At 69.5% G+C, this 26,924-nt stretch carries 26 protein-coding genes and 1 other RNA gene; 14 read left to right on the top strand and 13 right to left on the bottom strand.

Annotated features, from left to right (window positions below):
• Positions 1 to 96 precede the first annotated feature (96 nt).
• The 5 genes from FHR19_RS06050 (at position 97) to FHR19_RS06030 (ending at position 7,662) form a co-directional block, all read left to right on the top strand.
• Positions 97 to 462: a hypothetical protein gene (locus FHR19_RS06050; protein ID WP_184025585.1), complete on the top strand. Its 366-nt coding sequence runs from the start codon at positions 97 to 99 to the stop codon at positions 460 to 462.
• Between the two features lie 26 nt (positions 463 to 488).
• Positions 489 to 911, top strand: coding sequence for a DUF2147 domain-containing protein (locus FHR19_RS06045; RefSeq protein ID WP_184025973.1), 423 nt, complete (start codon positions 489 to 491; stop codon positions 909 to 911).
• Positions 908 to 3,529 carry a bifunctional lysylphosphatidylglycerol flippase/synthetase MprF gene (mprF, locus tag FHR19_RS06040; RefSeq protein ID WP_184025582.1) on the top strand — a complete coding sequence of 874 codons (2,622 nt, stop codon included), beginning with the start codon at positions 908 to 910 and terminating at the stop codon, positions 3,527 to 3,529. The genes FHR19_RS06045 and mprF overlap by 4 nt, the downstream gene beginning before the upstream one ends.
• Positions 3,526 to 4,281 carry an AcvB/VirJ family lysyl-phosphatidylglycerol hydrolase gene (locus FHR19_RS06035; RefSeq protein ID WP_184025579.1) on the top strand — a complete coding sequence of 252 codons (756 nt, stop codon included), beginning with the start codon at positions 3,526 to 3,528 and terminating at the stop codon, positions 4,279 to 4,281. Before mprF ends, FHR19_RS06035 begins: the two co-directional genes overlap by 4 nt.
• Before the next feature lie 84 nt (positions 4,282 to 4,365).
• Positions 4,366 to 7,662 carry a trifunctional glycoside hydrolase family 18/polysaccharide deacetylase/glycosyltransferase family 2 protein gene (locus tag FHR19_RS06030; RefSeq protein WP_184025575.1) on the top strand — a complete coding sequence of 1,099 codons (3,297 nt, stop codon included), beginning with the start codon at positions 4,366 to 4,368 and terminating at the stop codon, positions 7,660 to 7,662.
• On the opposite strand, the gene FHR19_RS06025 is transcribed toward FHR19_RS06030, so the two are convergent.
• The 6 genes from FHR19_RS06025 to FHR19_RS06000 all read right to left on the bottom strand — a co-directional run bounded on the left by FHR19_RS06025 (position 7,659) and on the right by FHR19_RS06000 (position 12,651).
• Entirely contained in the window at positions 7,659 to 9,275 is a 1,617-nt protein-coding gene (locus FHR19_RS06025) for an FAD-dependent oxidoreductase (protein ID WP_184025572.1), read from the bottom strand. The two genes, FHR19_RS06030 and FHR19_RS06025, sit on opposite strands and share 4 nt — an antisense overlap.
• Positions 9,276 to 9,300: 25 nt before the next feature.
• On the bottom strand, positions 9,301 to 9,606 hold the full coding sequence (locus FHR19_RS06020) for a (2Fe-2S) ferredoxin domain-containing protein (RefSeq protein ID WP_184025569.1): 306 nt from the start codon (positions 9,604 to 9,606) through the stop codon (positions 9,301 to 9,303).
• 17 nt (positions 9,607 to 9,623) lie between these two features.
• Entirely contained in the window at positions 9,624 to 10,160 is a 537-nt protein-coding gene (locus tag FHR19_RS06015; RefSeq protein WP_184025566.1) for a J domain-containing protein, read from the bottom strand.
• Positions 10,161 to 10,652: 492 nt separating this feature from the next.
• Positions 10,653 to 11,021: RNase P RNA component class A (gene rnpB, locus FHR19_RS06010), an RNA gene on the bottom strand.
• A gap of 33 nt (positions 11,022 to 11,054) precedes the next feature.
• Positions 11,055 to 11,249: a hypothetical protein gene (locus tag FHR19_RS06005; RefSeq protein ID WP_184025563.1), complete on the bottom strand. Its 195-nt coding sequence runs from the start codon at positions 11,247 to 11,249 to the stop codon at positions 11,055 to 11,057.
• A gap of 37 nt (positions 11,250 to 11,286) precedes the next feature.
• Complete coding sequence (locus tag FHR19_RS06000) at positions 11,287 to 12,651, bottom strand: NAD-dependent succinate-semialdehyde dehydrogenase (protein ID WP_184025560.1); 1,365 nt, start codon at positions 12,649 to 12,651, stop codon at positions 11,287 to 11,289.
• 102 nt (positions 12,652 to 12,753) lie between these two features.
• On the opposite strand from FHR19_RS06000, the gene FHR19_RS05995 reads away from it, so the two are divergent.
• From FHR19_RS05995 to FHR19_RS05975, 5 genes are all read left to right on the top strand, one after another.
• Entirely contained in the window at positions 12,754 to 12,996 is a 243-nt protein-coding gene (locus FHR19_RS05995) for an exodeoxyribonuclease VII small subunit (protein WP_184025557.1), read from the top strand.
• Positions 12,996 to 13,907, top strand: coding sequence for a polyprenyl synthetase family protein (locus tag FHR19_RS05990; RefSeq protein ID WP_425505945.1), 912 nt, complete (start codon positions 12,996 to 12,998; stop codon positions 13,905 to 13,907). Before FHR19_RS05995 ends, FHR19_RS05990 begins: the two co-directional genes overlap by 1 nt.
• Positions 13,904 to 14,410 carry a pantetheine-phosphate adenylyltransferase gene (gene coaD, locus FHR19_RS05985; protein WP_184025553.1) on the top strand — a complete coding sequence of 169 codons (507 nt, stop codon included), beginning with the start codon at positions 13,904 to 13,906 and terminating at the stop codon, positions 14,408 to 14,410. The genes FHR19_RS05990 and coaD overlap by 4 nt, the downstream gene beginning before the upstream one ends.
• A gap of 94 nt (positions 14,411 to 14,504) precedes the next feature.
• Positions 14,505 to 16,868, top strand: a complete 2,364-nt coding sequence (locus FHR19_RS05980; protein ID WP_184025550.1) for a PAS domain-containing protein — start codon at positions 14,505 to 14,507, stop codon at positions 16,866 to 16,868.
• The gene (locus tag FHR19_RS05975; protein ID WP_184025547.1) at positions 16,865 to 17,284 is read left to right on the top strand and encodes a response regulator; all 420 of its coding nucleotides are present in this window, start codon (positions 16,865 to 16,867) and stop codon (positions 17,282 to 17,284) included. Before FHR19_RS05980 ends, FHR19_RS05975 begins: the two co-directional genes overlap by 4 nt.
• Here the strand turns inward: FHR19_RS05975 and FHR19_RS05970 are convergent.
• The 3 genes from FHR19_RS05970 to FHR19_RS05960 form a co-directional block, all read right to left on the bottom strand.
• The gene (locus FHR19_RS05970) at positions 17,266 to 17,997 is read right to left on the bottom strand and encodes a Crp/Fnr family transcriptional regulator (RefSeq protein WP_184025544.1); all 732 of its coding nucleotides are present in this window, start codon (positions 17,995 to 17,997) and stop codon (positions 17,266 to 17,268) included. The two genes, FHR19_RS05975 and FHR19_RS05970, sit on opposite strands and share 19 nt — an antisense overlap.
• 159 nt (positions 17,998 to 18,156) lie before the next feature.
• Positions 18,157 to 18,660: a PIN domain-containing protein gene (locus FHR19_RS05965; protein WP_184025541.1), complete on the bottom strand. Its 504-nt coding sequence runs from the start codon at positions 18,658 to 18,660 to the stop codon at positions 18,157 to 18,159.
• A gap of 7 nt (positions 18,661 to 18,667) precedes the next feature.
• Complete coding sequence (locus FHR19_RS05960) at positions 18,668 to 18,892, bottom strand: type II toxin-antitoxin system Phd/YefM family antitoxin (RefSeq protein ID WP_184025538.1); 225 nt, start codon at positions 18,890 to 18,892, stop codon at positions 18,668 to 18,670.
• Positions 18,893 to 19,078: 186 nt separating this feature from the next.
• Here FHR19_RS05960 and FHR19_RS05955 point away from each other — a divergent pair, with 186 nt between their 5' ends.
• On the top strand, positions 19,079 to 20,449 hold the full coding sequence (locus FHR19_RS05955) for a cation:proton antiporter (protein ID WP_184025535.1): 1,371 nt from the start codon (positions 19,079 to 19,081) through the stop codon (positions 20,447 to 20,449).
• Positions 20,449 to 21,651, top strand: a complete 1,203-nt coding sequence (locus FHR19_RS05950) for an alginate export family protein (RefSeq protein ID WP_184025532.1) — start codon at positions 20,449 to 20,451, stop codon at positions 21,649 to 21,651. Before FHR19_RS05955 ends, FHR19_RS05950 begins: the two co-directional genes overlap by 1 nt.
• Here the strand turns inward: FHR19_RS05950 and FHR19_RS05945 are convergent.
• Positions 21,648 to 23,168, bottom strand: a complete 1,521-nt coding sequence (locus FHR19_RS05945) for a tryptophan halogenase family protein (protein ID WP_184025529.1) — start codon at positions 23,166 to 23,168, stop codon at positions 21,648 to 21,650. The two genes, FHR19_RS05950 and FHR19_RS05945, sit on opposite strands and share 4 nt — an antisense overlap.
• A gap of 165 nt (positions 23,169 to 23,333) precedes the next feature.
• Here FHR19_RS05945 and FHR19_RS05940 point away from each other — a divergent pair, with 165 nt between their 5' ends.
• Positions 23,334 to 23,849, top strand: coding sequence for a sigma-70 family RNA polymerase sigma factor (locus tag FHR19_RS05940; RefSeq protein WP_246359294.1), 516 nt, complete (start codon positions 23,334 to 23,336; stop codon positions 23,847 to 23,849).
• Positions 23,850 to 23,851: 2 nt separating this feature from the next.
• On the opposite strand, the gene FHR19_RS05935 is transcribed toward FHR19_RS05940, so the two are convergent.
• From FHR19_RS05935 to trmD, 3 genes are all read right to left on the bottom strand, one after another.
• Positions 23,852 to 24,598, bottom strand: a complete 747-nt coding sequence (locus FHR19_RS05935) for a Crp/Fnr family transcriptional regulator (protein WP_184025523.1) — start codon at positions 24,596 to 24,598, stop codon at positions 23,852 to 23,854.
• A gap of 180 nt (positions 24,599 to 24,778) precedes the next feature.
• Entirely contained in the window at positions 24,779 to 25,165 is a 387-nt protein-coding gene (gene rplS, locus FHR19_RS05930) for a 50S ribosomal protein L19 (protein WP_184025520.1), read from the bottom strand.
• Complete coding sequence (gene trmD / locus FHR19_RS05925) at positions 25,162 to 25,899, bottom strand: tRNA (guanosine(37)-N1)-methyltransferase TrmD (protein WP_184025517.1); 738 nt, start codon at positions 25,897 to 25,899, stop codon at positions 25,162 to 25,164. The genes rplS and trmD overlap by 4 nt, the downstream gene beginning before the upstream one ends.
• 39 nt (positions 25,900 to 25,938) lie before the next feature.
• Here trmD and FHR19_RS05920 point away from each other — a divergent pair, with 39 nt between their 5' ends.
• Positions 25,939 to 26,844 carry an FAD-dependent oxidoreductase gene (locus FHR19_RS05920; RefSeq protein ID WP_184025968.1) on the top strand — a complete coding sequence of 302 codons (906 nt, stop codon included), beginning with the start codon at positions 25,939 to 25,941 and terminating at the stop codon, positions 26,842 to 26,844.
• Positions 26,845 to 26,924: the final 80 nt, after the last annotated feature.

The following is a 26,924-nucleotide window of genomic DNA, read 5'->3' as shown; positions in this document are numbered from 1 at the left end:
TGCCCCGCCCCGCCCGTCCGCCGGGTGGGGAGCAGATGAACTTTTGCTCATGTTCCGGCCAGGGCGGCGTAGGCGGCGGGGGCGTAGCGGGACGGGATGAAGGTCCGTCCCCGCCCCGCCGATACCGAAGCAAAAGCGCGCCGACAGCGCGCGGTGCTCGACGAGCGGACGTGCCGAATGATCTGTCCGGTCGCGGCGGCGATGGTCGGCGTCTGTCTGACGGGCATCGGGCTGCTGCGCGTCGTCGCGTCGGTGCGCGGGCGCGAGACGATCGCCGACGACCTGCTCTCGCTCGACGCGCTGCTGTTCCTGGCCGCGACGCTCGCCTCCTACATCGCGCTGCGCGTCCAGTCGCACCAGCGGCTCCACGGGCTGGAGCGAATCGCCGATGCCGCGTTCATCGCGGCGATGGTCCTGCTGACGCTAGCCTGTTTCGTCATCACCTATGCGATCAGCCGATGATCGCGTCGTTCCCAGGGAAGAACATGATGCGCCCTCACGCGATCCTCGCGGTCGCCGCCGCGATGCTGGCCGCCGCGCCCGCCGCGGCCCAGCCCGCCCCCAACCTTGCCGGCCTGTGGCAGAACCCGCACCGCACCGTTGTCGTGCGCACCGGCAATTGCGGGGCGGAACGCTGGTGCGGCTGGGTCGCGTGGGCAAGTGCGGAGGCGGAGGCGGATGCAAAGGACGGCGGCGTCGACCGGCTGGTCGGCACCGAATTGCTGCAAGGCTATGAGCGCGACGGGCCGGGAAGCTGGACGGGCACCGTCTTCGTCCCCGACATGAACCGCCGCTTCTCCTCCCGGATCGAGGCGGTGTCGGCCAACGAGCTGCGCATTCGCGGCTGCGTCCTGGGCGGCCTGTTCTGCAAGACGCAGGTGTGGACGCGCGTCGAGGCGCTGCCGCGATGAACGCCGCCCGCGCCCTGGTCGAGCGGCATCGCCGGCTGATCATCGTCGGCGTGGTGCTCGCGCTGATCGCCATCGGCTTCGGCGCGCTGGAGGCGATGACGCGCGAGATCCGCTACGCCGATGTGCGCGCTGCCGCCGATGCACTGAATGGGCAGCAGGTGTTTCTCGCGCTCCTGTTCACGGGCGCGAGCTATCTGGCGCTCACCTTCTACGACGTGCTCGCGCTGCGCGTCATCGGCCGTGCGCTCCCTTGGCGGACCGCAGCTCTCGCTTCGTTCACCAGCTATACGCTCAGCCACAATCTGGGCCTGTCGCTGCTCACTGGCGGATCGGCGCGCTACCGCGTCTATACCGCCGCCGGGCTGGACGGGGGCGAGGTGGCGCAGGTCGTGGGGCTCGCCGCCAGCGGGTTCTGGGCGGGCGTGCTCACGATCGCGGGCGCGGCGATGCTGCTCCATGCCGGAACGCTGGCAATCGCCGGGTTCACGCTGTCGGCGCTCTTCGTCCATGTGATCGGCGCGCTCGCGGTACTGGCGATGGCCGCGGGCGTGGTCGTCGCCGCAAGGCTCAACGGACCGGTGCGCCTCCTCGGGCTGACGATCCCCGTCCCCGACGCGGGCCAGTGGCTCGCGCAGATCGGCGTCGCGCTGGTCGACATCGCCTTTGCCAGCGCCGCGCTGTTCGTGCTCATCCCCGGCGCCAGCCCGGCGCTGCTCCCCGCCTTCATCCTCGCCTATGCGCTCGCGATCGTAGCAGCAGTGCTGACGCACGTGCCCGGCGGGCTGGGCGTGTTCGAGGCGGTGGTGCTCGCCGTCGTCCCCGGCGACCGCGCGACGCTGTTCGCCGCGCTCATCGCCTATCGCCTGATCTACTATCTCCTCCCCCTCGCGCTCGGCGTCATCCTGCTCGCGGGGCACGAGGCGGCGCAGCGGCGCGCGCTCCGGCGGATCATGGCGGGGGCACAGTCGGTGGCGAACGGCCTCTCCCCGCTCGTCCTTGCCGCCGCCACCTTCATGGGCGGGGCGATGCTGCTGCTGTCGGGCTCGCTCCCCGCACTTCACCAGCGCATGGGGCTGCTCGCCGGCATCCTGCCGCTTCCTTTCATCGAGGCGAGCCACGTCGCCGCCAGCCTCGCCGGCACCGGGCTTCTGCTGCTCGCCCCAGGCCTCTATCGCCGGCTCGACGGCGCATTTCATGCGACGCGGCTGCTGCTGATCGCGGGCGCGCTGTTCTCGGTGCTCAAGGGTGTCGATGTCGAGGAGGCGACCGTCTGCCTGATCCTCGCGGGCCTCCTACAGGCGACGCGCGGCGCCTTCTATCGCCGCACCGCGCTGACGCAGCAGCCGCTGACAGCGGGCTGGCTCGCCTCGATCGCGGCGGTCGTGGCGCTGGCGGCATGGGCGGGCTTCTTCGCCTATCGCCACGTTCCCTATGACGACGACCTGTGGTGGAGCTTCGCGTGGCGGGGCGATGCGCCGCGGTTTCTGCGCGCGATGCTGGCCGTCGCAGTGGCGCTGGCCGGGGCCACCGTCTGGCGACTGATGGCCGCCGCCCCCGCCGCGGGGAGCGCGAACGAGCCCGGCCTCGACGCCATCCGCCCGATCCTGGCCACCGCCACCCGGACCGAGGCGATGCTGGCGCTGACCGGCGACAAGCGGTTCCTCGTGGCCGAGGGCGGTGACGCGTTCCTCATGTATCAAGTGCGCGGCGCCAGCTGGATCGCAATGGGCGACCCGGTCGGCGCGCGAGAGGCGTGGGCCGACCTCCTCTGGACGCTGCGCGACCGTGCCGACCGCGCACAGGGCCGCGTCCTCCTGTACGAGGTGTCGCCCGCGGTCCTCGACATCGCCATCGGCATGGGCCTGACGATCGCCAAGTACGGCGAGGAGGCGGTGGTCGATCTCACCGCCTTCACGCTCGACACGCCGCGGCTGCGCTCGGTGCGCAAGTCGGAGCGCGCCGTCGCCCGCACCGGCGCCGCCTTCGAGATCGTGCCCCGCGCCGCCGTCCCCGCGCTGCTCCCCGAACTGCGCGCCGTCTCCGACCAGTGGCTCGCCGCCAAGCGCCAGCGCGAAAAGCGGTTCAGCCTCGGCCGGTTCGACCGCGACTATCTGATGCAGTTCGATATGGCCGTCGTGCGGGTCGAGGGGCGGATCGTCGCCTTCGCCAATCTCTGGCTGACGGAAACGGGCGAAGAGGCATCGATCGACCTGATGCGCCACAGCGTCGACGCGCCGGGCGGCACGATGGACTTCCTGTTCGTCAACCTGATCCGCTGGGCGCAGGAACAGGGCTATCGCCGCTTCTCGCTCGGCATGGCGCCGCTCGCCGGGATCGAGGGTCGCCGCCTCGCCCCCGCCTGGGCCAAGGTCGCGCGCTTCGCCTTTCGCCACGGGGAGCGCTTCTACGGGTTCAGTGGGCTGCACCAGTACAAGGAGAAGTTCGCCCCCGCCTGGGAGCCGCGCTACGTCGCCGGCCCCGCGGGCGTCGGCATGCTGCGTGCGCTTCGCGACCTCTCGCGCCTGATCGGCGACACCCGCCCCCCGCGCCCGCCGCGCAGTCCTCGCGCGACCCAGACCCGCCCGGCGCCCGGCCGGCTTCAGGAAGCGACCCTATGACCCGTCCCCTCACCCGCGCCGCCCGCATCCGCCGCTTCGTCGGCATCACCGCGATCCTTGCCGGCATCGCCTATCTGATCTTCGCCGCCGCGCCAGTGCTCCACCTGATCGACAATCAGGCCGAGCGGGTCTTTGCACCCAGCGGCAAGCGGCGCGACGTGGGCGCGGCGTTCATCTCGGGCGACATGGGCCTTGCCTATGGCATGGGCGCGCGCACCGCCCCGGCGCTGGTCGCGCGCGGCGTCCCGGTCCTCGGTTTGAGCTCCGTCGTCGAGTTTGCGCACTATCACACCCGCGAGCAGGTCGACGCCGTCGTCACCCGCACGATCCGGGACACGCTGGCGAAGACCGGCGCGCGTCGCGTGCTGCTGATGGGCCAGTCCTATGGCGCCGACATCGTTGCCACCGCCGCCCCCGACCTGCCCGCCGACCTGCGCGACAAGGTGGCCGCAATCGTCCTCGTCGTCCCCGGCACCAGCGCGTTCTTCCGCGCCGACCCGAGCAACCTGTCCTATATGGGCACCCCCGACGCCTATCCCGCCGCCAAGCTTCGCACGCTGAGCTACGCGCCCGTCATCTGCATCTATGGCACCGCGGAGCGCGACAGCCTCTGCCCCCAGCTTGCCGGCAGCCGCGCGCAGGTCATCGGCCTGCCCGGCGGCCATTTCCTGCGCGGCGACGACAAGACGCTGGTCGCGCGGATGGTCGGCGCGATCGACCGCGCGGACCCGACGATCCTCGACGGAAGATGACTAAAGTTTAAGTTGCGTCCCAGCACCGCGTCATCGGGGCGGCCCTAGACCGGCATCGTCCCTGATACCGGAGTCCGACCCCCGATGCGCACGCCCGTCTTCTTCGATCCCACCGGCCGGCGCGGGCGCTGGGCCAAGCGGAGCGTCGCCGCGCTGATCGCCGCGGTCCTCGTCGCCGCGCTCGCCTTTGCGACGACGCTGGTCGCGGTGCCGCGCGGCCGCGGGCTCGACCTGCCCGGGCGGCATCTGAAGGGCGAGAGCCTGCCGCACCAGACGCTCGGCCACCGCCTCGCCGCCTGGCTGCCAAAGGGCCGCGGCCATGGCGGCGCGCAGTCGCTCGGCATCGGCTTCTACGTGCCCGGCGACGATGGCGGTCTCGCGTCGCTGCGCGCCAATGCCGGCCAGCTCGACTGGATCGTCCCCGCCTCGATCAGCATTTCCGGCCCGAATCATCGCGTGAGCGTGGACGAGGACGCGCGCTTCGACGCCGCAGTCGCGACCATGGCCCGCGCGCCGAAGGTGCTGCCGATGGTCCAGAATTTCGGTACCGACGAATGGGATGGCGCCGGTGCCGCCGCACTGCTGCACGACAAGGCGGCGCGCGCCGCGATGGCGGCGAAGCTCGGCGCCTATGTCGTCGCGCATCATCAGGCGGGCCTCGTCATGGATTTCGAGGCGCTGCCCGCCGGTGCGATGGGCGACTATATCGCCTTCCTCCGCACGCTCCGCGCCGCGCTGCCCGTCGGAGCCCAGCTCGCCGTCACCGCCCCGGCGGAGGACGAGGCATGGCCACTCGCCGCGCTCGCCCGCGTGTCGGACAAGCTCATCTTCATGGCATACGACCAGCATTGGGAGGGCGGCGTTGCCGGCCCCATCGCCGGCCAGCACTGGTTCGTGCGCGAAGTCGAGGATGCGCAGCGGACCGTCCCCGCCGAAAAGCTCGTCGTCGCGCTCGCCAGCTACGCCTATGACTGGCATGGCGACGATACCGACGCGCTGTCGGTCGAGGATGCCTGGCTCGCCGCGCACGACAGCGCCGCACCGATCGGTTTCGACTCCGCCAGCGGCAACGCGCACTTCGCCTATGACGAGGGCGACAAGCGCCACGACATCTGGATGGTCGATGCCGCGACCAGCTGGAACGAGATGCAGGCGCTCAAGCGCCTCGGCATCGGCCAGGTCGCCTTGTGGCGGCTGGGCAGCGAGGACCCCGGCATATGGGCCGACATGCGCGCCTTCCGAAAGGGCGGCACCCCTGACCTGTCGGCACCCAAGTCGCTGCTCAGCACCGATGTCGAGGGATCGGGCGAAATCCTGCGCATCACCGCGACGCCGACCACCGGCCGCCGCCTGATCGACCTCGACCCGCAGGGGATGATCCGCGGCGAGCGCTATGCCGCGCTCCCGACCCCGTACGTCGTCCAGCGCACCGGGGCGCAGGATCCGAAGGCGATCGCGCTCACCTTCGACGACGGCCCCGACGCCACCTGGACGCCGCAGATCCTGAGCGTGCTGGAGGCGGCGCGCGTCCCTGCCACCTTCTTCGTCATCGGCGAGAATGCGGTCGCGCACCCGGCGATCCTCAACCGCATGGTTGCCGACGGGGACGAGATCGGCAACCACAGCTACACCCACCCCAACCTCGCCGACGCCAGCGAGCGGCAGACCCGGCTGGAACTCAACGCCACGCAGCGGCTGGTCGAGGCCTATACCGGCCGCCAGATGACGCTCTTCCGCGCCCCCTATTTCGGCGACGCGGAGCCCACCACGGCCGACGAGCTCGGGCCGGCGATCGAGGCGCAGAAGGCGGGCTATACCGTCGTCGGACTCCACGTCGATCCGAACGACTGGCGGCGACTGGGGGTGGACGAAATCGTCAACCAGGTCGTCGACCAGATCCATGGCCGCACCGCCGAGAACGCGACCAACATCGTCCTCCTCCACGACGGCGGCGGCGACCGCGCCCAAACCTTGGCCGCGCTCCCGCAGGTGATCGCGCGGCTGAGCGCCGAGGGCTATCGCTTCGTCACCGCTTCGCAGCTTGCCGGCATTTCCCCGGCAGAGGCGATGCCGAAGGTGGCGAAGGGCGACCTCTGGGCCGTGCGCACTGACGTCGCCGTCTTCCTCGTCGTCGCCGGGGTCATCGCGATCGTCACCTGGCTCTTCTACGTCGCGATCGCGCTCGGCATCGGGCGGGCAGTGACGATGGCCGCCCTCGCCTGGTGGCAGAGCCGCCGCCGCCGCGCCGAACCGCCCGCGCACGAACCCAGCGTCTCGGTCATCATCCCCGCGCATAACGAGGCGCGGGTGATCGCCGCCTCGGTCGCGCGCGTCCTCGCCAGCGACTATCCCGCGCTCCAGGTGATCGTCGCCGACGACGGCTCGACCGACGAGACGAGCCCGATCGTCGCGCGCGAGTTCGCGAACGACCCGCGCGTCACGCTGCTCACGATGCGCAACGGCGGCAAGGCGGCGGCACTCAACCGCGCCCTCCTTCAAGCCACGGGCGAGGTCATCATCGCGCTCGACGCCGATACGCAGTTCGAGCCGACGACGATCCGCCGCCTCGCGCGGTGGTTCGCCGATCCGCTCATCGGCGCGGTCGCGGGCGACGCGCGGGTCGGCAACCGCGTCAACCTCGTCACCCGGTGGCAGGCGATCGAGTACATCACCGCGCAGAATCTCGAGCGCCGCGCGCTGGCGGGGTTCGAGGCGATGACCGTCGTCCCCGGCGCAGTCGGCGCATGGCGGCGCGCCGCGCTCGACGCGGTCGGCGGCTATCCCGAGGATACGCTGGCCGAGGATCAGGACCTGACCATCGCCGTCCAGCGCGCCGGCTGGCGCGTCACCTACGACCCGCGCGCCACCGCTTGGACCGAAGCGCCCGAGAGCTTCGCCGCGCTCGCCAAGCAGCGCTATCGCTGGGCGTTCGGCACGCTCCAGTGCCTGTGGAAGCACCGCTCGGTCCTGCGCACCCGCCGCCCCTCGGGCCTCGCGCTGGTCGGCCTGCCCCAGGCGTGGCTGTTCCAGATTGCCTTCGCCGCGATCTCGCCGCTGATCGACCTGGCGCTCGTCGTCTCGATCGTCGGCACGGTAATGCGCGTCGTCCAACACGGCTGGGCACAGACCGCCGGCGACGTGGGGACGATGGGGCTCTACTGGCTCGCCTTCACCGCGATCGACGTGGCGTGCGGATGGGTCGCCTATCGCCTCGACGGGCACAACTCACGCTACCCGGCGCTACTGCTCGTCGCGCAGCGGCTGGTCTATCGCCAGATCATGTATTGGGTGGTGCTGCGCGCCATCGCCTCGGCAATCGGCGGCTGGATGGTCGGCTGGGGCAAGCTGGAGCGGACGGGCCGGGTCGCCGCGCCGGCTTAACGCCGGCCTGCCAGGTGCGACCAGACCGAGGAGATCACCACCGACCCCTCCCCCACCGACGAGGCGACGCGCTTGACCGATCCGGCACGGACGTCGCCGACCGCGAACACACCCTCGCACGACGTCGCATAGGGCGAGGCGGCCCCCACCGCCTCGCCCGTCAGCACGAAGCCCTTGTTGTCGAGCGCGACCAGCCCCGCCAGCCAGCCGGTATTGGGAACCGCGCCGACCATCACGAACATCGCGCAGGTCTCGACCGTCTCGGTCGCATCCCCGCGGGCGATGGTCACCGCCTCCAGCTTCTCATCGCCATGCACCGCGACGGCGGCAGCGCCATAGTCGATCGTGATCGCCGGATCCGCCTCCAGCCGGCTCGACAGATAGCTCGACATCGAGGTGGCGAGGCTGTTTCCCCGCACCAGCACGCGCACGCGGCGGGCGACACGGCTCAGGAACATTGCCGCCTGCCCCGCCGAATTGCCGCCGCCGATCACGATCACCTCGGTGTCGCGGCAGAAGCGCGCCTCGTTCTCGGTCGCGGCGTAATAGATGCCCGCGCCCTCGAACTCGGCCAGCCGGTCGATGGGCAGCCGGCGGTACTGCACCCCCGTCGCGACGACCACCGCGCCCGCGCGCACCCGCTGGCCATTATCGAATGTCGCGCAGAAGTCGCCGCCCTCCAGCCGTTCCAGCTGCATCACGCGCAGCGGCATTACGAAGCGCGTGCCGAACTTCATCGCCTGCACCTCGCCCCGCCAGACCAGGTCGGCGCCGGAAATGCCGGTGGGGAAGCCCATGTAATTCTCGATCCGGCTCGACGTGCCCGCCTGCCCGCCGATCGCATTGTCCTCGACCACCAGTGCCGACAGCCCCTCCGCCCCGGCATAGACCGCCGCCGCGGTTCCCGCCGGCCCCGCGCCGACGATCAGCACATCGACCGCCTCGTCGTCGACGAACTCGCGGCACAGGCCCAGGCGCCGGGCGATCTCATGCGGGGTGCGCGGCTCGACCACCTGATGGCGGCCGAAGATCACCGCCGGCCGCCCGGCCGGAATCGCGCAATGCCCCGCGACGACCGCCGCCGCCTCGCTGCCGAGCGGGTGGGAGGCATAGGGGATGCGGTTGCGGCTCGCGAACTCGGCGACGCGGCGCACGCTCCGGTCGGCCTCCTCGCCGATCAGGACCAGCGAGCTTCCCGGCGCCTCCAGCTGGCGGCGGCGGCGCGCGGACAGGACGGTGATGATGATGTCCGACATCTCGGGCACGTGCGCCATCAGCGACAGCATCGCCGGCCGCGGCACCTCGATCACCCGCGTGTCGCGCGCCGCGCGCATCGCCATCGACCAGCTGCCGCCGCTCAGGAACGAGATTTCCGCCATGAACTGCGTCGGGCCGAGGGCGGAGGGGACCAGCCGCTCGCCCGTAAACGGATCGACCACCTCGATCTCGCCCTCGATCACATAGACGAACTGCTCGACGGGATCGCCCGGCCGGACGAGGAACGTGCCCGCGGGGTAAAAGGCCTCGGCCCCCGCGCGCCGGATCGCCTCGACATGGGCCGGCGCCAGCGGCACCCGCTGCATCTCGGCAAGGTCGCGGCCGATCGTTTCCATGCCAATCCCCCTGATCGCGGAAGCCCTAGGTGTCGGCGAGCCCCACCGACTTTGCAACCTCGTCCAGATCGCTGCCCGGCCGGACAAGATGCCACGTCCGCGGCTCGGCGCCGTTCACCACCACGACGGCATCGCGCGGACAAATGCCGAGGCACTTGACCTCGACCACCCCCGCTGCGCCCTTGCGGCCCTTCTTTAGGTGCAAGTGCTTGCGCAGCGCCTTCGACAGCGCGGTCTTGCGCTTCGGGCCGAAGCCGCCGCCGACGCGCTTCGAACATTTGGCGCAGACGAGCACTGTGTTCGACCAGTTCGAGCGGACTTCAGTCTTCATCTGGCGCCTTCATGCGGTCAGGCGGGCTTCCACTGCCGCCGCTCCTCGGCCGAGCGCAGCACGTCATAGGCCGCCTGCCCCTGCCGGAACCGCTCCGCCGCGTCGGCGTCGCCGGGGCGCAGATCGGGGTGGTTGGCCTTGGCATGACGCCGCCAGGCGAGCTTCACCGCCTCGAAATCGGCATCCGCCTCCAGCTCCAGGACGTCGAGCGCGCGCATCTCGTCGCGTGATCGGCTGCCGTCGCCCGGCCCGGCCCACGCATTGTGCTTCGATTCGGAAAAGCCCGACGCATCACGCCGCTCGTCCGCCTCGCGCTGCGCGGCTTCTTCCGCCGACAGGCCGGCGAAATAGTCCCAGCCCTTGTTGTATTCGGCGGCATGCGTCTCGCAGAAATACCAGCGTTCGGGGCTGTTGGGCGACTTGGGCGCGGGGCAGTTACCCGGCGCGTCGCAGCCATGCCGGTCGCACAGCCGAACCTGCGTCGCCGCCCGCTCGGCCTCATAGCCCCGCCACCGCGGAAAGCCCCAGTCGTTGGATCGTGTCGGCCGTCTCATGTCCGGACAGCAGATAGGCCGGATGCTGCGGTGCGCAAGCGGGGATAGCGGGCGTGTCTTGCGACAAATACGCGACCGTCGGCGCGGGCACACCGGTGAGAGGCCGCTTTCGGCTAAAGCAGACCTTCCGCTTACGTAAATTTGCGGACATAGCTATATCATGACAGCCTCGCGGCTATGGAGTGATCAATGGGCAACCTATCTCTGGATCTGCAACTTCGCACACACCCGCGGTTGCGATTTTTTGCAGGCAGGCTTTTGCTCATAACGGTTGTTTGGCTGGCTACCGCTGGCTTAATCGACATGGTCAAGAATGACGACTACCCAAGTCTCGCGTTGATTATTGCCGCCGTTGTAGCTTGTGCTTTGAGAGCAACGTTTATGCGCCTCCCAGCAGAAAGCTGACGGCTTCCTCAGAAAGCTTATCCTGGCCAGCCAATATCCGCTTTCCTGCCCAAAGCGGACATTTGCTCTCGCGCACCCAAGCAGAAATTCGCCAGAGGGCCTATAAGCCGGGTTCTGTCCGTCCCGCGAACGGGACTGGGCGACCATTCCTCTAGGCGCGCCGTTGCCGACGCGCTCAAGCAACCAACCCGGGCGACGGGCCGAGACAAGGCCCATGCGCCGCCCCTATTCGGTCTTGCTCCCGGTGGGGTTTGCCGTGCCGCCCCCGTTACCGGGCGCGCGGTGCGCTCTTGCCGCACCCTTTCACCGTGGCGTGGTCGAAACCGTCGCCGTCTGCTCTCTGTGGCACTTTCCCTGGGGTCGCCCCCGCCGGGCGTTACCCGGCACCGCTGTCTCGTGGAGCCCGGACTTTCCTCGCGCGAGGTCACCCCCACCCGCGGTCGCCCGGCCCTCTGGCGACGCGCGCCCTAGCGCCTTCGCGCCCGCCGCTCAACCGGAGAACGCGGCGATCAGCGCATGGAGCACCGTCGCCCCGGCAAGCGGCCCTAGCACCAGCATGACGAGGTTGAGCGCGATCACCCAGCCGAGTCGCACCTCCGCCTTGCGGTCGAGGCGCGGCTTTGGCGGCGGCGGCGCGGGCTGCTCAGGCATCGGCGGCCAGTCGCCGTTGAAGTTCACGAACATGGCATGATCCTTCGCGAGGGTGCAGCCTGCCCCACCCTCAATCCTTCACCAATACCGCCTTGAGGTTCATGAACTCGTGCATCCCCCACGGCCCCAGTTCGCGGCCATGGCCCGAGCGCTTGATGCCGCCGAACGGCGCTTCCGGCACCGAGGCGACCATCTGGTTCACCGCGACCATCCCGCATTCGAGGTCGCGGACCAGCCGCTCGCGCTCGCCCTCGTCGTTCGTCCAGATCGAGGAGCCGAGGCCAAACGGCACGTCGTTGGCGAGCGCGATCGCGGCGTCGAGGTCGTCGGCCCGGAACACCATCGCCACCGGCCCGAACAGCTCCTCCTTCGCAAAGTCGCTGTCCGGATCGACGTCGAGAAGGATGCCCGGCGTCAGATACGCGCCCGGAAGGTCCAGCTTCTCCGCCCCGAACAACAGCCGTGCGCCCTCTTCTCGCGCCCGCGCCACCTGCTCGATCACCGTGTCGCGCTGCTCGAAGCTCGACAACGGGCCGATGTCATTGGCCTCGTCCATCGGATCGCCGACCTTCGCCGCGCGCATCGCGGCCGAGAATTTGTCGAGAAAGGCGTCGAACACGTCCGCGTGGACGATCATCCGCTTGGCGCAGATGCACGACTGGCCGGCATTCTGGATGCGCGCGGTCGTCGCAACCTTCGCCGCCTCGTCGAGGTCGGCGGACGGCAGGACGATGAACGGGTCCGACCCGCCCAGTTCCAGCACCACCTTCTTCAGCGCGCGGCCCGCCGCCTCGGCGACCTTCTGCCCCGCGCCCTCGCTGCCCGTCAGCGTGACCGCGGCGACCCGGTCGTCGGCGATCAGCGCCTCGACCGCGCCCGACTTGATGGGCAGGTTAGTGAACAGCCCCTCGGGCGCACCCGCCGCCCGCACCATCTCCTCGATCAGCGCGCCGCAGCCCTGCGTGATCGACGCGTGCTTCAATAGCCCGACATTGCCAGCAAGGATCGCGGGGGCGAGGAAGCGGACCACCTGCCAATAGGGGAAATTCCACGGCATCACCGCCAGCACGATGCCAATCGGTTGCCACGTGGCGATGGCGTGCCCGCCCTTCGTCTGGACGCGCTGGTCCTTCAGGAAATCGGGGCCGGCTTCCGCATAATAGCGGAACCCCGCCGCGCATTTCTCGACCTCGGCGATCGCGGATTTCAGCGTCTTGCCCATCTCCTCGGTCGCGGTGTGCGCCAGCCGGTCTTTGTTCGCCTCGAACGCCTCGGCGATCTTGGAGAGAAGGTCCGTACGCGTCTCGACCGAGGTCAGGCGCCAGTCCTTGTAGGCGGCATGCGCGGTCGCCAGCGCCGCCTCGATCCCGGCGGCGTCCAGCTCCTCGATCGGGGGGCGGGCTTCGCCGGTGGCGGGGTTCACGGTTTCGAACATGGGGGATACGACCTTTCGGCTTGGATTTGTCCGCAACAACCCACGGACCGACGCTTGGCTCCCCATTGCGCCGCGCCCCTTCCCTGTCGCATAGGCTGGCGCATGGCAGAGGAAACCGGCATCGCCGAGCTATCGTTCGAGGACGCGCTCAAGGAACTCGAGCGCATCGTCGCCCGCCTCGAAAGTGGCGACGCGACGCTTCAGGAAGCGATCGAGCTCTACGAGCGCGGTGACCGGCTGAAGCGCCAGTGCGCCGCCCGGCTCGACGCGGCACAGGCCCGGATCGAGGCGATCCGCACCGACGCCGATGGCCGCGCCGCCGGCACCACCCCGTTCGGCGCCTGATGGGCATGACGCTCGCCGCGCCCAGCCTCGCGCTCAAGAACGCGATGCGCGACGTCGCGGTCGAGATCGACCGCCAGTTCGACGCGCTGCTCCCCGTGCCCACGGATGCGCGCGCCAACCTTTACAACGCGATGCGCCATGCGGCGATCGGCGGGGGCAAGCGGCTGCGCCCGCTCCTCGTCTTCGCGACCGCGCGGCTGTTCGGCGTCGATCGCCAGTGCGCCGCGCGCGTGGCGACCGCGATCGAGTGCATCCACGTCTACAGCCTTGTCCACGACGATCTGCCCGCGATGGACGACGACGACATGCGCCGCGGCAAGCCCACGGTGCACAAGGCGTATGACGAGGCGACCGCGATCCTCGCGGGCGACTGCCTCCACGCGTTGGCTTTCGAGATCCTCGCGGATGAGGCGACGCACCCCGACCCCTTCGTCCGCGTCGAACTCATCCAGTGCCTCGCCCTCGCCTCTGGCCCGTCGGGCATGGCCGGCGGTCAGGCGATGGACCTCGAGGCCGAGCGGTCGAGCTTCGACCTCGCCACCGTGACGCGGCTTCAGGCGATGAAGACCGGCGCGCTGATCGCCTGTTCAGTCGAAGCGGGCGCGATCCTCGGCCGCGTGGCGCATGAGGGGCGGACGGGGCTGAAAGGCTATGCCCGCGACATCGGCCTCGCCTTCCAGATCGCCGACGACCTGCTCGATATCGAGGGGGACGAGGACAAAGTGGGCAAGGCGCTGCGCAAGGACGGCGACGCGGGCAAGGAAACCTTCGTCTCGCTCCTCGGCGCCGAGCGCGCGCGCGAACAGGCGCGGATGCTCGTGGATCAGGCGGTCGCGCATCTTCACGCATACGGCCCCGAGGCCGACCTGCTCCGCGACCTCGCCCGCTACACGCTGGAGCGCGATCGTTGAGCGCGCGTACCGCCGTCTATCCCGGCACCTTCGATCCCGTCACGCTGGGACACATGGACATCATCGGGCGGGCGGCGCGGATCGTCGACCGGCTGGTGATCGGCGTCACCACCAACCCGTCCAAGTCGCCGATGTTCACCCTCGACGAGCGGATGGCGATGGTCCGGCGAGAGGTCGCCGCGATCGAGGGCGACGTCCACGTCGTCGCGTTCGATTCCCTCCTGATGGACTTTGCCGAGCGCGAGGGGGCGGACATGATCGTCCGCGGCCTGCGCGCGGTCGCCGACTTCGAATACGAATATCAGATGGCCGGGATGAACCAGCAGCTTAACGACCGGATCGAGACGGTCTTCCTGATGGCCGACGTGTCGCTCCAGCCGATCGCCAGCCGGCTGGTCAAGGAAATCGCGCTCTATGGCGGCGATATCGGCCGGTTCGTGACGCCCGGCGTCGCCGCCGACGTGGCGGGCCGGGTCGCGAAGATCGGCCGCAAGGGTAGCTGATCGAAACCGTCGCTGTGCCTCGCCTGGATCAGCGACGCGCCCGCCCGATCGCGCTAGGATGGCGCGAGATGCGCAATGGGGCGGGACGCCAGCGATGAAGCCACGCGATTTTGCAGCGGCCGACGCGGTCCGGTTGCTCGACCGGCGGCCGACGCGTGCGCCCGACCATGCGCTCGAGGCGCAGATGCTCTCCCGCCTCGCCACCGAACTTGCCGAACGGCCGGAGGGCGTGCTCGCGCGGCTGGCCGATCTCCTCGTCGAAGCCGGGATCGCGGGGTCGGCGGGAACGACCATCTGCGAGGGCGCGTGCGGCGTGTGGGAGGCGGTGTCGGGGGCCTGGGCATCGCTCGGCGGCACCTCGATCCCGCTGGAGGGGAGCCCGTGCGGCATCGTCGTCGATCGCGACGCGCCGCTCCTGATGATCCGGCCCGCCGACCGGTTCGCGGGCGCGCCGACCGATCCGGCCGCTGCCGAATTGCTGATCGTACCGTTTCATCTCGATTGTGTGCCGGCGGGGACGCTTTGGATTGCCGCACACGATCCCGGCCACCGTTTCGACGGCGAGGACCTGCGCCTGCTCCAGAGCCTCGCCCGCTTCGCCGCCAGCGCCCAGCGCGTGCGCGAGCGCAGCCGCGAACTGGCGCGCAGCCGCGACCTGCTTCAGGGCACGATGAATGCCTCGATCGACATGATCCAGGTATTCGAGGCGGTCCGCGACGCCCGGGGCGCGATCACCGACTTCAACTGGCTGCTCAACAACCACATGTCCGAATCGCGGTTCGGCAAGGTCGAGGGCGAGAGCCTGCTCGAACGCAATCCCGGCGTCGTGGCCGAGGGGATCTTCGACGTCTTTCGCCAGGTCACCGAAACGGGCGAGCCAAGCCTGCGCGAGCACCACTATGTGCACGAGCAGTTCGACGGCTGGTTCCTGCAGAGCGTCACGCGGCTTGGCGACGGCGTCGTCACCACGACCAAGGACATCACCGAGTGGAAGGCCGCGCAGACCGAGCTGCTGCGCCTGCGCGACGAGGCGGCCAGCGACCGCCTGCGCCGCAGCGAGGAACGCTTCCGCCGGTTCGGCGAAGCCTCGCAGGACGTGCTGTGGATCCGCGATGCCGCGACGCTGCACTGGGAATATCTGACCCCGGCGTTCCAGGCGCTGTACGGCATCCCCGTCACGCTGGCGATCGTCACCCCCGGCCTCGACCGCTGGCTCGACCGGATCGTGCCGGGCGACCGAACGGCGGCAAAGGCGCAGATCGCCCGTGCGCAGGCGGGGGAATCAACCACCTTCGACTATCGCATCCACCATCCGGACGGGGAGGACCGATGGGTGCGCACCACCGCCTTCCCGATCCGCGGTACCGATGGCGCGATCGAACGGATCGGCGGCATCGATCAGAACATCACCCGCATCCAGCGCGCGCAGCACGCGCTTGCGGAAAGCGAGGAGCGGCTGCGCAGCGCGACCGAGGTCGGACGCCTCGGCCTGTGGGACTGGAACGTACGGACGGGGCACATCGCCTGGTCCGACGAACATTACCGCATGTACGGCTATGCGGTGGGCGAGATCGTGCCGGCTTTCGAGACGTGGCTCGCCTCCGTCCACCCCGACGATCGCGCGGCGACAGAGGCTGCGCTGGCGAGGGCGACCGCCGATCACGGCGAATATGACCATGAGTTTCGCGCGGTCCACCAGAACGGCACCGTTCGCTGGATCGCGGCGCGCGGCCGCTTCACCTACGACAGCGAAGGCCGTCCCCAGCGCATGGTCGGCGCCGCGATCGACCTGACCGAGCGGCGCGAGGCCGAGGAGCGCCAGCGGCTGCTGCTCGGCGAGCTACAGCATCGAGTGCGCAACATCCTCGCGGTCGTCCGCTCGATCATCCGGCGCACCCACGACGCCGATCAAAGCGCGGAGGAGTTCGTCCAGCATCTTGAGGGGCGGCTCGGCGCGCTCGCGCGGACCCAGGTCCTCCTGACGCGGGCGGTCGATGCGGGCGCAGACCTCGAACTGGTCATCCGCGACGAACTCGACGCACAGGCTGCCGATTTCGACCGTGTGGAGCTGTCCGGGCCGGGCGTCCGCCTTCCGGCAAAGGTGGCCGAGGTGCTGACGCTTGCCGTGCACGAGCTTTCGACGAACGCCCTCAAATACGGGGTCTTCTCGAGCGATCGCGGCCGACTGGCGATCGAGTGGGACGAGCGGGTCGTGAGCGACTGCCGGTGGCTGCACCTCGAATGGCAAGAGCGTGGCGTCGACATGCCCCGGCCCGCCCCCGGGCGCGGAGGGTTCGGGTCGGAGCTCATCACCCGGCGCGTTCCCTACGAACTGCGGGGCGAGGGGCGGATCGATCTGCTCCCCGATGGTATCCGCTGCACGCTCGACATCCCGCTCTCGGCCAAGGCGAGCATCCTGAGCGGCGGCGACCCCGCCCGCGTAGAGAACCGGAAGTGACCGCCAAAACTCGCCTGCGCGAACCCGCTCGACCGATCCTCGCCGGGGCGGCGATCCTGGTGGTCGAGGACGAATTCTACCTGGCGTTCGAGCTCAAGGCGGCGGTCGAGCGCGCGGGTGGCATCGTCGCCGGGCCGTTCGCCGATGCGGCGTCGGCGATCGCGCATCTGGTCGAAGCGCGGATCGACGGCGCGGTCGTCGACGTCAATCTGGGCAGCGGGATCTCGACGCTCGTGGCCGACGCGCTCATCGAGCGTGCGGTACCGTTCCTGCTCCTGACTGGCTACGACGCCGCCGCTCTGCCCGATCGGTTCGGCGGGGTCGAACGGATCGAGAAGCCCGCCGATCCCTGCGCCGTCATGCGCAAGCTGCGCGTTCTCGTCGGCCCGGGTGAGGGTCAGGCCGCGGCAAGATAGGCACGGTCGAACTCGCCCGCGGCGACCAGCCCGTCCCAGTCGAGGATTTCGACGCTGTCGCGCGATACCGACACCAGCCGCTCCTCGCGCAGGCCCTGGAGCGTGCGGTTGACATGGACCGAGGTGAGGCCGAGCGCGTCGCCGAGTTGCTCCTGCGTCATCGGCAGGCGATAGCGGCGGCCGTCGGACTGATCGAGCTGCGCATAGCGCGTCGCCATTTCGCAAAAGAGATGCGCCATCCGCGACCGTGCCGGGCGCTGGCCGATGTTGATGAGCCATTGCGCGACGATTGCCGCCTCCACCACGCAGGCGCGCCAGAAGGCGGTGGCGATGCCCGGATGCCGAAGGCCGACGCGCCGCAGGTCGTCGTGCGCGACGCGCAGCAGCGTCGATCCGGTCAACGCGGTGAGCGCAGTCGTCGCCTGAGGCACGATCACCGATTGCAGGTCGGCGATCTCGCCCGGCAGGTGCAGCGACACAATCTGGCGTCGCCCGTCGCCGGTCTGGCCGAAGCGCCCCACCAGCCCCTCCGCCACCAGGCTGGCATGGTCGCTCGACGAGCCGACCTCGACGAAATCGGCATGCGCGCGCACGTCGTGCCGCTGGACGGGCAGCGACAACAGCGCCTCTCGCGCATCGGCGTCGAGCGGCGTGTGCGATGCGAGGCGCTGGACGAACAGCGCCATGGCGGAGTGGTTCGACGGATAGGGCATTGATGCTTCCTTCGAAGCGAGTTTCAAGCGCCGCGCTCGGCGGCCATTCTGGCGCTATAATGGAACGGCTGCGGAATAACGCCCCTAAACTACGCTAAGTATCTGTCGATTCATGGTTAACGGCGCGACTCCAGCGTCCGCCGTCCCGGACGAGACGATTCAGCCACGAATGAACAGATTGCGCAACCATGCCGGACCGCCCCGCCCGGCAGTACGCCAATCCTCCGCCTCCTCGGCCGGCGGCGCCGCTGCCGCCTGCGCGGACGGATCAAGCAGCCGCGCGCGCGTGCCGCGATAGGCGGGGCGATCGCGCGTGACGATCGTGAGGCCATGCTCGATCGCGGTCGCGGCGATCAGCGCATCGCGCGTATCGGCCAGCGCAAGCGTCCCCCGCCGACGCGCCACCGCCGCATCGACTGGCAAGACGTGTCCCTCGAATGCCGGCAGCAGCCGCGCCTCGATCCATTCGCGCCAGGCCGCGCCGGCCGCCTTGTCGTCGCGCCCGGCACGCGCCGCCGCGCCTTCCACCTCTACCAGGCTCACGGCCGAGACGAACAACCGTTCGCGCGGCGTCGCCGCGGCCCAGGCGACCAGCCGCGGATCGGCATCGGGCGCCCGCGCGCCCCGCAATTCGATCAGGATCGGCGTGTCGAGCAGGTACACCGGCCCCTCAGCCCCGCCAGTCGTCGCGCGTGGCGACCGGCGGCGCAGGCGTGGTGACCGCCAGCAGATCGACGATCGATTCGCGGCGTCCCTTCAGCCCGCGATACGCCTCGATACTCATCAGCACGTGAGTCGGCCGGCCGCGATCGGTCACGAACAGCGGCTCCTCGCGCGCGATCCGCTTGGCGGCGCTCACGTCCTGATTGAATTCGCGTGCGCTGACGACCTTCATAACCCGGCCCTAAGTGCTTTAAGATGTAGGTACGTACCTACGTTGTGGAGCCGCTGCAACAGATCGGCGACCCGGGCGGGAAATCGTCCGGCGCGCCCCAAAGGCCGCTTGCGGGCATCCGCGGATCGCGGTTTCAACGCGGGTGACATAAGGCGGCGAAGCGCCCGCACCCTCGGGGGAGGAACGATGCTCGAACTATTGGCTCAAGGTTGGACCGCGCTAGGCGACGTGCTGTCGCCGCACGGCCCTGCGGTGAACGCCGCCAAAAGCTATGCGCCCGGCGATTTCAGCATCCATTTCTTCCTCCAGCTCGCGATCATCATCGCCGCCTGCCGCGTCGTCGGCTGGATCGGCCAGCGCTTTCTCGGCCAGCCGCAGGTGGTGGGCGAGATGATTGCCGGCGTGTTGCTCGGCCCGTCGCTGTTCGGCCTCCTCACCCCGGACCTCCAGGCAGCTATCTTTCCCAAGGAAACGCGCAACGTCCTTTACACGGGCGCGCAGCTCGGTGTCGGGCTCTACATGTTCCTCGTCGGCCTGACGCTGCGGCTCGACCATTTCCGCACCAAGGCGAAGAGCGCCGCGGGCGTCTCGGCCGCCGGCATCGCCGCGCCGTTTGCGCTCGCGGCGCTCATCACGCCCTGGCTCCTCCAGGTGCCGGGTCTGTTCACGCCGGGGATCAGCACCAGCAACGCGACGCTGTTCATGGGTGCGTGTATCGCCCTCACCGCCTTCCCGATGCTGGCGCGCATCATCAACGAGCGCGGGCTCGCCAATTCCTCGCTTGGCACTCTGTCGTTGACCGCGGGGGCCTTCGACGATGCGGCATCATGGTGCGTGCTTGCGGTGGTATTGGCGACGTTCGGTGCCGGACCGGGCGTTGCGGTGATCGCGATCGGCGGGGCGCTTCTCTACGTCCTGTTCATGGTCACGGTCGGCCATCGCCTGCTCGCCCCCCTCGGCCGTGCGGTCGAGGCGCGCGGCGAGATGTCGATGCAGGTGCTGGCGATCACGCTGGCGCTCTTCTGCCTGTCGGCGTTCCTGATGGACGCGATCGGCATCCACGCGATCTTCGGCGGTTTCCTGCTCGGCGCGTGCATGCCTCGCGGGCTGTTCGTGACCGAGATGAAGCGCAAGGTGGAGCCGCTGGCGGTCGTCCTCCTGCTGCCGATGTTCTTCACCTATTCGGGGCTGAACACGCGGATGGACATGGTGAACTCGCTGCCGCTGCTGCTCGTTGCGCTCGGTATCCTCGCGGTCTCGATTCTCGCCAAGTTCGGTGCCTGCTACGCCGCCGCGCGGCTGGCGGGGGAGGACAACCGCACCGCGCTCGGCATCGGCGCGCTGATGAATTCGCGCGGGCTGATGGAGCTCATCATCATCAACATCGGCCTGCAAAAGGGGATCATCGGCCCGACGCTTTTCTCAATGCTGGTCCTGATGGCGATCGTGACGACGGTGATGGCGACCCCGCTGTTCGAGGCGGTCTATGGCCGGCGCGCGCGTGCCAGCGGCGAGCTGGCGCCCGTCGACGAGCGCGAGCTGGCGACCGCGGCCTGATGCTGAGGGCACTGGCGGTCCTTGCGGTGCTCGTCGGCACGCCGGCGTCGGCGCAGGAGATCGCGATCAAGCCGAGCATCGATGCGCGGCTGCGCTACGAGCATGTCGATCAGGCCGATCTGCCGCGCAGCGCCGACGCACTGACGCTGCGCCTGCGCCCCGGCATCATCGCCGAGCACGGGCCATGGTCGGCGCTGGTCGAGGGCGAGGCCGTCGCCGCGCTGGTCGATCGCTACAATGACGGGCTGAATATGCGGCCGGGCTATCCGACCGTACCCGACCCCGAGAATATCGAGCTCAACCGCCTTCAGCTTCGCTATGCCGGGCCGAACGTAACCGCGACCGCGGGCCGCCAGCGGATCACGCTCGCCGACGACCGCTTCGTCGCCGCGGCCCCCTGGCGGCAGAGCGAGCAGACCTTCGACGCCGCGCGCGTCCAGCTTGGCAAGGGCGCGGCGCCGCGCCTCGACCTCAGCTATGCCTGGTCGGTGCGGACGGTCTATGGCCGCGACGGCTATGGCGCGCGCCCGACCAGCATCGGCGGCGACAATCTCTTCGCGCTCGCCAGCATCGGCGGCCCACGCGCGACGCTCTCGGCCTTCGCCTATCTGGTCGATCAGGATGCGGCGGCGGTGCAGAACTTCGCGTTGTCGAGCCAGACCTGGGGGCTGCGCGCCAACGGCAAGCTGCCGCTCGCCCGCGACCTTTCCCTCACCTACACCGCCACGGCCGCGCGGCAGAGCGACTGGCATCGCAATCCCAACGACTATGCCGCGACCTATGCGCTGGCGGAGGCGGTGCTGGGGCGCGGCGGCTGGACCGCGGGGCTGGGCGGCGAGCTTCTGGGGGCCGACCGCGGGATCGCACTGACGAGCGTGCAGGCCCCGCTCGGCGCCGCGTTCAAGTTCAACGGCTGGGCCGGCAAGTTCGCGACCACCCCGCCCGACGGCGTGCGCGACTATTATGCGACGCTCGGCCATAGCTGGAAGCAGGTGGGCGCGTTCGGCAGCATCGCACTGACCGCGGCGGGTCATCATTTCACCAGCGACCGGCTGGTGCACCCCTATGGCGACGAACTGGACCTGCTTGTTCTGGCGAAGCGGGGGCCGTTCCAGTTCTCCGCACGATGGGCGCATTATCTGGCCGACGGCTTTGCCGCCGACACCGACAAGTTCTGGCTGGAGATCGACTGGCTGCGTTAAGCCGCGACGCCCTCGCCGATCTGGCGGATGAGGGCGCGGTGCTCGGGCAGTTCGGCCACCGCCTGCCGGCCGAAGCTGCGGATGCGCTCGAACAGGCGCTCGGCATGGGCGGCGTCCGCACCGCCGCCCGCGTCCTGGCCGAGATCGGTTTCGAACCCCATCCCGTACAGTACATATTGATAGTTGAACGGCGCGAAGCTCTCCGTCCCCACAAGGAAGTCGAACCGGCTGGGCGGCCGATGCCGCCACTCGGCCAGCATCGCGCCCAGCGTGTCGGGGATCGAGGCCGGGTCGGCATTGTCACGCCAGAACGGTTCGGGCCGGCGCGACAGGCAGTAATGCAGCTTCAGGAAATTGGTGATCGCTCCATAACGCGCACCCATCAGCGCGTTGAAGCGCGACGCCGACGCCGACACCGCCCCGCCGAAGGGCAGGAACTCCGCGATCATCGCCGCTGCCGCCTCGATCAGCACGATGCCCGTCGATTCGAGCGGCTCGAGGAACCCGCCGGCCAGCCCCACCGCGACGCAATTGCCCACCCACTGCGTCTCGCGCCAGCCGGGCTCGAACGGGATGATCCGCGCATCGAAGCGGTCGTGGCCGACATAGGCGCGCAGGATTTCCGCCGCACGCGCATCGGACAGGTGTGCGCTCGAATAGACGCAGCCAAGGCCCCGTGCATGCTGAAGACCGATGTCCCAGATCCAGCCGGCCTCGTGGGCGGTCGCGGTCGTCACGCTCTCGATCGGCGTGTCGGGCCGGTCATAGGCGATCTTGCAGGCGAGCGCCCGGTCGGTGAACAGGTGCGCCTTAGCCGACCTGAACGGCCCGCCTAGCGCCCGGCCGAGCAACTCGGCGCGAAAGCCCGAACAGTCGACATAGAGGTCGGCGGTCAGCGCTCCGTGCGCGTCGGTATGGACGCGCCCGATCCCAGCCTCGCCCGTCTCGACCCCGCGAAGTTCCCCCTCGAGGTGCCTGACGCCCAGTTCGACCGCCCGCGCCCGCAGCAACGCGGCCAGCCGATGCGCGTCGAAATGATAGGCATAGGCCAGCGGCCCGTCATAATCGCCCTCGCCCGAATGCTTGGGCGCGCGGACCGCATCGGCGACGCGGTTCTGGATCGTCATCGCCTCGGCGAAAGGCTCGCGCGCGGATGCCGGCTTGAGCAGCCAGTGCGCGACCAGATCGGTGCCCTCCGCCTGATAGGGCGCGTCGAAGGGGTGGAGATAACGATGCCGTCCCGCCGGGGTGGGCGAATGCAGCCAGTCGTCGAACCGCACGCCCTGCTTGAACGTCGCGCCCGCCTCTCGCACGAAGCGCGCCTCGTCGATGCCGATGTGGCGCAGCGTCGTGCGGATCGTCGGGAACGCGCCCTCACCCACCCCGATGATGCCGATGCCCGGCGACTCGAGGACGGTGATCGCGGCACGCTGGCCGAGCGCCCGCGCCAGATAGGCCGCGGTTAGCCATCCGGCCGTGCCGCCGCCGACGATCAGGATCGAACGCTGCTGCGCCATAGGGTCAGCGTAGCGCAGCCACCGGCGGCCTGCCACCCGCCAATGGCGGGCGGGCATCCGTAGTAGTTCGATGGTTCAAAACTACCTCTTTTCGGCGGTATCGCGCCCCGGCTAAATGTACGAAACGGTACGGGAGAGGCTATGCAAAAGGCGGACGGGGCGCGAATGCGCCTGAATGACGACCTTGCCCTCGCCGCTGCCGGAGATCGCGTGGCCTTTGCGCGGATCTATGCCGATACGTCGCACAAGTTGTTCGGGATCGTCCTGCGCCTCGTCCACGACAAGGAAACGGCGGAGGATGTTCTTCAGGAAGTCTATCTGAAAATCTGGGACCGGGCGGGCAGCTTCGATCCGGCGCGCGCCAGCCCGATCACCTGGATGGCGACGATCGCCCGCAACAGCGCGATCGACAGTCAGCGCCGCCGCGATCGCCGGCGCGAAGACGGCGAACCCGCTGACTCGGCGGATGCGAGTGTCTCTGGCGACCCCGACCTGCGCATCGGTCTCGCCCGCTGCATGACGCTGCTCGAGGACCATCAGCGCCAGTTCATCCGCTCGGCCTTCTTCGACGGCTACAGCTATGCGGAGATGGCGACCCACGCATCGGTACCGCTCGGCACGATGAAGAGCTGGGTGCGGCGCGGGCTCGAACGGCTTCGGGTCTGCCTCGACGCCGACTGACCCTAGGCCGCGATACCGACCTTGCCGAACGGGCCGAGCAGCGCGCGATGCACGGTCTCCGCCGCGCCATAGCATTCGCCCGCCACTCCTTGCAGCGCGGCGCGATCGCGCACCACGATCTTGCCGCGGGTGCAACGTACGACGCGCTCGCCCTCCAGCAGATGAAGGCTGTCGGTCACGCCCGCCCGGCGCGAGGCAAGGAACTCGGCCAGGCGCAGATGGGTGATATCGAGCGTGTCGCCCTCCACCCGGTCGTGCAGCATGCATAGCCACCGCGCCAGCCGCGCCTCCGGCCGGCAATGCAGGCGCCCGGCGATGGTCGAGCGCATCTGGGCGATCACCGTCTCGCGATAGCGCAGCAGCGCGGCGGCGAGCGCCGGGCGCTCGGCACACAGCGCCTGGACGCGCTCGCCAGGGATCGACAGCGCGGTGCCGCGGATCAGGACGCCGATCGCGCTCGACGGCGCGACGCCGGTCGCAGGCTCCCAGCCGAGCACGCCCTCGCGCCCGACCATCCCGCATTCGACCAGTTCGGCGCCGATCCGCTCGCCGAAGGAAAGCACCGCCGTCTCGGGCAGCCAGAGTGAGGGGCCATGCGCCTCCGGCACCACCGGCTCGGCGTTGGCGAAGGTGACGCGGATCGCCACCGCCGCGACTGCCCTCGCATCGTCCCGCGGCAGCGCGGCCAGGAAAAGATTGGCATGGGCAGCGGTGTCGCTGCGATCGGTACGGTCGGTGCTGCGGTACATCTACTCACAATCGCTAAACTAACGCATGTAAGTTTCGCAACAGCCCCCGCGTGCGGATGCACGCCGGACGCGCGCGGGCGAAATAAATGCTCGCTTCCGTACGATCGACCCTGCCCGACACGAAAAGGGGCGCGGCAGGTGTCCCCGCCGCGCCCCGAAATCGTGCGATACCGCAATGCCTTACTTGGCGGCAACCTCGCTCGGGCGCGGGTCGCGGCGCTCGGCGATACGCGCCGACTTGCCGGTGCGGCCACGCAGATAATAGAGCTTCGCACGACGCACGACGCCGCGGCGAACGACCTCGATCGAATCGATCGTCGGCGAATAGAGCGGGAAGACGCGCTCGACGCCCTCGCCGAACGAAATCTTGCGGACGGTGAAGTTGCTGCCCATGCCCTTGTTCGAGCGCGCGATGCACACGCCCTCGTAGTTCTGGACACGGCGACGCTCGCCCTCGATCACCTTCACGCCGACCTTCAGCGTATCGCCCGGACGGAACTCGGGGATCTTCTTGTCGGCCAGGAACTTGGCGATCTGTTCAGCTTCGATCTGCTGGATCAGGTTCATTTCTTGTCGTCCCAATCTTCATCGCTGCGCGCCAGAGGGAGGCTGACCCGAACGCCGGTGTGGCGCTCCCAAAGGTCGGGCCTCCTTAGCCGTGTATCGGTCTCGGCCATCTGACGTCGCCAGGCCGCGATCCGCGCATGATCCCCCGATCGCAGCACTTCGGGGATCGTGCGCCCTTCCCATTCGACGGGTCGGGTGAATTGAGGGTATTCGAGGAGGCCGCTTTCGAAGCTTTCCTCGTCTCCGCTCGAAGCGGCGCCCATTACGCCGGGAAGCAGCCGAACGCAAGCGTCGAGCACGGTGAGCGCCGCCATCTCGCCGCCGGACAGGACATAGTCGCCGATCGACACCGGCTCGATCGGGCGCCCCTCGAACAGGCGCTCGTCGAACCCCTCGAACCGGCCGCACAGGATCGAAACGCCCGGCCCCGCGGCAAGCTCGCGCACCCGCGCCTGCGTCAACGGCTTGCCCCGCGGGCTCATCGCCAGCATCGGCCGGTCATAGCCGACGCTGTCGCAGGCCGCCGCCAGTACGTCGGCGCGCAGTACCATCCCCGCGCCGCCGCCCGCGGGCGTGTCGTCCACGCTGCGATGCTTGTCGGTCGCGAAGTCGCGAATCTGCACGGTCTCGAGGCGCCACCGCCCCTCGCGCAGGCCCCTGCCCGCCAGCGAAAGGCCGAGCGGGCCGGGAAACATCTCGGGGTAAAGCGTTAAGGCAGTGGCGGCGAAGACCATGGGGGCTCCTTGGCCTGCACGCGGGAGGAAAGGCAAGTGATCGAAGATTGCATCATCGTCGGCGCCGGCCCCGCCGGCCTGACCGCCGCGATCTATCTCGCGCGCTTCCACCTCAAGGTCCGCATGTTCGATTGCGGGTCGAGCCGCGCCGCGATGATCCCGCGGACGCACAACCATGCGGGCTATCCCGGCGGCATTCCCGGCCCCGAACTGCTCCGCCGGATGCGCGACCAGGCGGCCGAGTTCGGCGTGACGCGCGAGGAATGCCGCGTGACCGAGATCGAGCCGCTGGACGGCTGTTTTCGCATATCCTGTGGTGACCGCAATTGGGAGGCGCGAACCGTCCTGCTCGCGACAGGCGTCATCAATCACCGGCCGGAGGGGATGGACCACGCGCTCCACGACGCGGCGCTGGCGGGCGGGCAGCTTCGCTATTGCCCGATCTGCGACGGGTATGAAGTGACGGACAAGCGCGTCGGCGTGATCGGTACCGGGGACCACGGGATGCGCGAGGCGCTGTTCCTGCGCGGCTATACGCGCGACGTGACGCTGATCGCGCCGGGGGTTCACGATCTCGACGACGCCTGCCGCGCGGCACTGGACGATGCTGGCGTCGTGCTCGTCGAGGGGCCTTGCGGCGACTACACGATCGACGGCAACCGGCTGGTGCTCGACACCGCCGAGGGACGGGTGGCGTTCGACAGCGTCTATCCCGCGCTAGGTTCGACGATCCGCTCGGACCTCGCCGTCGCGGCGGGGGCGGCGGCGACCGGCGAAGGCTGCCTGACCGTCGACGATCATATGCGCACCACCGTCCCTGGCCTGTTCGCGGCGGGCGACGTGGTGCTCGGCCTCGACCAGGTTTCCAACGCGATGGGCCAGGCGGGCGTCGCGGCGACGACGATCCGCAACGCGCTGAACGACGCAACGCCGCTGCGGCGGTGAACCGCGAGCACGTCGCCCCAGCGAAGGCTGGGGCCTCTGGCCGCAGCACGGCGCCCAAGAACCGAACGATCCCAGCTTCC

Source organism: Sphingomonas yantingensis (assembly GCF_014199325.1).
Classification (GTDB): domain Bacteria; phylum Pseudomonadota; class Alphaproteobacteria; order Sphingomonadales; family Sphingomonadaceae; genus Sphingomonas; species Sphingomonas yantingensis.
The sequence above is the reverse complement of the archived record's forward strand: the minus strand, read 5'-3'. Positions and strand labels throughout refer to the sequence as shown.